The 3,888-nt window shown below is 29.4% G+C and carries 3 protein-coding genes; all 3 read right to left on the bottom strand.

The genetic code is table 11. The features are described 5' to 3' along the window. Positions 1–175: 175 nt before the first annotated feature. Genes Q4Q35_RS00140 through Q4Q35_RS00130 form a run of 3 tightly spaced genes read right to left on the bottom strand, consistent with a single transcriptional unit; the run spans position 176 to position 3,677 of the window. Entirely contained in the window at positions 176–802 is a 627-nt protein-coding gene (locus Q4Q35_RS00140) for a Pycsar system effector family protein (RefSeq protein WP_303275890.1), read from the bottom strand. Further along, complete coding sequence (gene ppk1, locus Q4Q35_RS00135) at positions 799–2,793, bottom strand: polyphosphate kinase 1 (RefSeq protein ID WP_303275889.1); 1,995 nt, start codon at positions 2,791–2,793, stop codon at positions 799–801. The genes Q4Q35_RS00140 and ppk1 overlap by 4 nt, the downstream gene beginning before the upstream one ends. Positions 2,794–2,798: 5 nt before the next feature. After that, positions 2,799–3,677, bottom strand: coding sequence for a DUF6268 family outer membrane beta-barrel protein (locus tag Q4Q35_RS00130; RefSeq protein WP_303275888.1), 879 nt, complete (start codon positions 3,675–3,677; stop codon positions 2,799–2,801). Positions 3,678–3,888 lie beyond the last annotated feature (211 nt).

The following is a 3,888-nucleotide window of genomic DNA, read 5'->3' as shown; positions in this document are numbered from 1 at the left end:
AAATGGAGTTAAAACTATGTACTTTAGTGCATGTCGCTTTCAGCTTCTAAAAACTTTTGACACGAATTTCACGAATTCACACGAATTCAGTTTTACCATATTTCACGAAGCAGACTTTCAGTCTGCCAAAACGAACCTATGAACTTCCAGTCCATAGGAGTGGTTTAGTTAATATTTATATTAACCCTCCAAATAAAGCGTGACAACCAATAAATGCTATTACTGATAAAATAATCCCAACTAAAAAGATATTAAACGATTTTCGAAGTAACTTAAATTTGCGGTCAATTGTCTTTCCCAAATAATAAGTGTCTTTAGCTATAGTTTTATATAACTCATCACCTTCATTCATTAAATTTGTAATGTTTTTTACATACTCATCTTCTTCCATATCTTGAAAATTGCCATAAAACATTAAATTTTTAGCCTCACTTTTTCCGTGAACTAATTCTGGACGTGTGGCGAAAATAGCAAAAGTAATAGAAGCTAGATTGGTAAATAGTATCATTACTACTGGATAAATAAGGTGCGGGTCTGAGCTAAATTGACTCATTACGGTTCCTAGTATTAATGATAAAATTAAAGCATTTATAGATATTAAAATGTTAGACTTTGTGTCTATCATTGTATTTAGAGTGTACTGATTTTTAGATAGTAGCCTAAATAACGTCTCTACGCCACGTTCAGACCTTGGAGCTACTTTAAGTAATTTCTTTTTTAATTTTTTAAGTGCTTCTTTATCAATATTCAACTCCTCCATTAAATATTTGTCTTCTGCTTTTTCCTTTAATTTATTACTCATAACAATGTCTTATATAATATATGTTGTGAAGATTCTTCTAATGAACCATTTACAACATAATTGTTTTTTTGATTAAAATCTATAACTCTAGATTTTACATGATCTTTTAATTGCAAGTCTAATAGTTCTTTCAGTTTTAGATGAATTTCTTGATCTAAAATAGGTGTTATAACTTCTATTCTATGATCTAAATTACGGGTCATCCAATCTGCTGAACCAAGATACATTTTTTCTTTTCCATTATTTCCAAAAATATATACTCTTCCGTGTTCTAAAAACCTATCTACTATACTAGTTACATATATGTTCTCACTTTGACCTTCAATTCCAGGAACCAAACAACAAATACCACGTATAAGCAATCTTATTTTTACACCTGCATTACTTGCTTTGTAAAGTAAATTTATCATTTTAACATCTTGAAGACTATTTAGTTTTAAAATAATATAGGCGTCCTTCCCTCCTACTGCGTTTTCAATTTCCATCTCTATTAGTTCTGTAAATTTACTTCGCGTTGTAAATGGTGATACTAAAAGTTTTTTAGATTTTGGAATTATTATTTGTCGTTCTAATACTTGAAATACTTGAGAGAGCTCGTTTGTAATTTTAGAGTTTGCCGTCATCAATCCAAAATCTGTATAAATTTTCGAGGTTTTTTCATTAAAATTCCCCGTACTTATATAAGCATAAACTCTTGGTTGTTTTTTTTCAATGCGCTCTATGTATAAAATTTTAGAATGTACTTTTATTCCTGGATAACTATAAGCCACATTGGCTCCATTTTCTTCTAAAACTTTACCCCATTTTATATTGTTTTCTTCATCAAAACGTGCTTTTGTTTCAATAAACACAAATACTTCCTTTCCGTTTTTAACAGCATTTAAGAGTGCGTTTGCAACCAGTGAATCTTTCGAAATTCTATATAATGTTATTTTAATTTTTGTAACATTACTATCGTTAGATGCTTCTTCCAACAATTGTATTACGGGACGGTAGGATTGATAAGGAAAATAGAGCAGCCTATCTTTATCTTTAATAGCTTTAAATATATTTGGATAACCCACAAATTCTTTATCGGGTATTGGAGGTAAATTTGAAAAAGATAAATTTTTAGGAGTCGGGTTCGGGAATCCAAATAAGTCTTTAAAGTTATGGTAAGCTCCTCCTTTAATAACATCTGTTTCATTAATATCTAAAACCTGGTTTAATTTTAATTGCAGTTTATTTGGTATTAACTCATCAATTAAAGCTCTTGTAACTTGACCACTAACTCTATTTGGTAACGCGTTTTTAATTTTATCTAACAAATTACCAGAATATTCATTATCTATATATAATTCTGCATCTCTCGATATTTTTATACTATAAAAATCAAGTTTATAAAACGTTTTTAGATTGTGTTTTAAAATGTCGTCAACAAATGTGATATAGTGTTTGTTATCTGTAGTGGGAAGTTCTACAAATCGCGGCGTATCTTCATTAATTTTTACCCAAATAAGAGAATCGTCAGGCATTTGAGAAACCAAATACAAGGCTTCATTTTCAATAAATGGTTTATTTTCATTTATACTTAAATATTGTTTTGCTGCAAGTTCTTTTGTGTAATAATTTTTGCTAAAATCTAATTGTTCATTATTAAACTCTTTGTAAGATAACAAGTGAATATCTTCTTTTTCTAATTCTGGAATAATCTCAGTAAAAAAGATTCGTCCAAATTCTTTTTGCTGTATATCTACTTGTTTCTTTATTTCTTTTAATAATTTATTTGGCTTTGTTATTAAACGCTTCCGAAGCGGTTTGTCTAACTGCTTTATTTTTCTAATGTCTGAAACACGGACTTTAAAAAATTCGTCCAAATTGGAAGAAAAAATAGCTAAAAACTTAATACGTTCGTATAACGGGTTTCTTTTATCTGTAGCTTCTTGAAGTACACGATGATTAAATCTTAACCAAGACAAATCTCTATTATAATATTCCTTTGTGTTTAACATTCTTCTTAAATCTTAAATCTAATTCCTGTTCTTAAATACTGCGTGTTTGATTTATCTAGCTCTAAAATATTATCTTTATTTTTATCTCTTAAATTAACTGAATTACTAAAAATATACGAAGCCCTTGCATAAAACTGAATGTTTTTAGTTATATGAAATTCATACTGTAATCCACTTAATATTAAAGACATATTAATACTTTCTGCTATTATCGAATTATCAATGAGCACACCTTGTTGTAGGTTCGCAGTAAAACCATCAAGCTCTGCATATAATTTAAATCGATGTTTACTAAAAGCGTGATATTGCAAATTTAGTTTTGGAATACCAACATTATACGACCATTTTGAGTGAAACTTTTTATAATAACTGATAAATGGTAAAGGGAAAGAAAACCCACGATTTCCAGAATAGGAAATACCTATAATAAGTCGCCAAGGTTTTTTAACGTTTGGGTCTTCTTTTTTGTCTTTTATAAAAACGATATCCCCAGATAGTATGGCATCTTCAAACCTCAAATCGTTAGCTCTAAGATTTGAACTAAAGCCTGGTGTTAATCGTGCGCCTAAACGCCAATCGTTTTTTAAAGGTGTTGTATAACCAATATTAATATCTAATAATTGAAAATCATTAAGTTCTTCTATATCAAAAGAAGGGTGCTCTGTCATATTAAGATTAACAGTACTATAATCAAGACCTAAAAATAAATATGTCTGCTCTTTTTTTAGCTTAATAGGATAGTTGAATAAAGCACGTACTCGACTATACTCAATATCTGAATCTCCTGCTGGAAGTATCGTATAGTCTATTTTAGCCAAATCGCTTAGTTGTGCAAATGAAAATGTACTTAAGAGTAATATAACGTATGTTATTTTGAATTTCATATTTGACTCTTTGTATATATTCATATTTTGTTTAAGTTTCTTTGTTAATAGCTTACAGTAAGTGATTTAATTAATAAAGAATTTCTTGAAACCAACTATCCTCGAGGCAGAGCCATAGAGGTATTTCGCTGGTTTCATTTTGACCTAAAAAGGTCAAAAACCGAAATTCTGTATTTAGATTCCCGTTTTCACGGGAATGACAATTTCAACG

It is taken from the genome of Flavivirga aquimarina, from assembly GCF_030540835.1.
Classification (GTDB): domain Bacteria; phylum Bacteroidota; class Bacteroidia; order Flavobacteriales; family Flavobacteriaceae; genus Flavivirga; species Flavivirga aquimarina.
The sequence above is the reverse complement of the archived record's forward strand: the minus strand, read 5'-3'. Positions and strand labels throughout refer to the sequence as shown.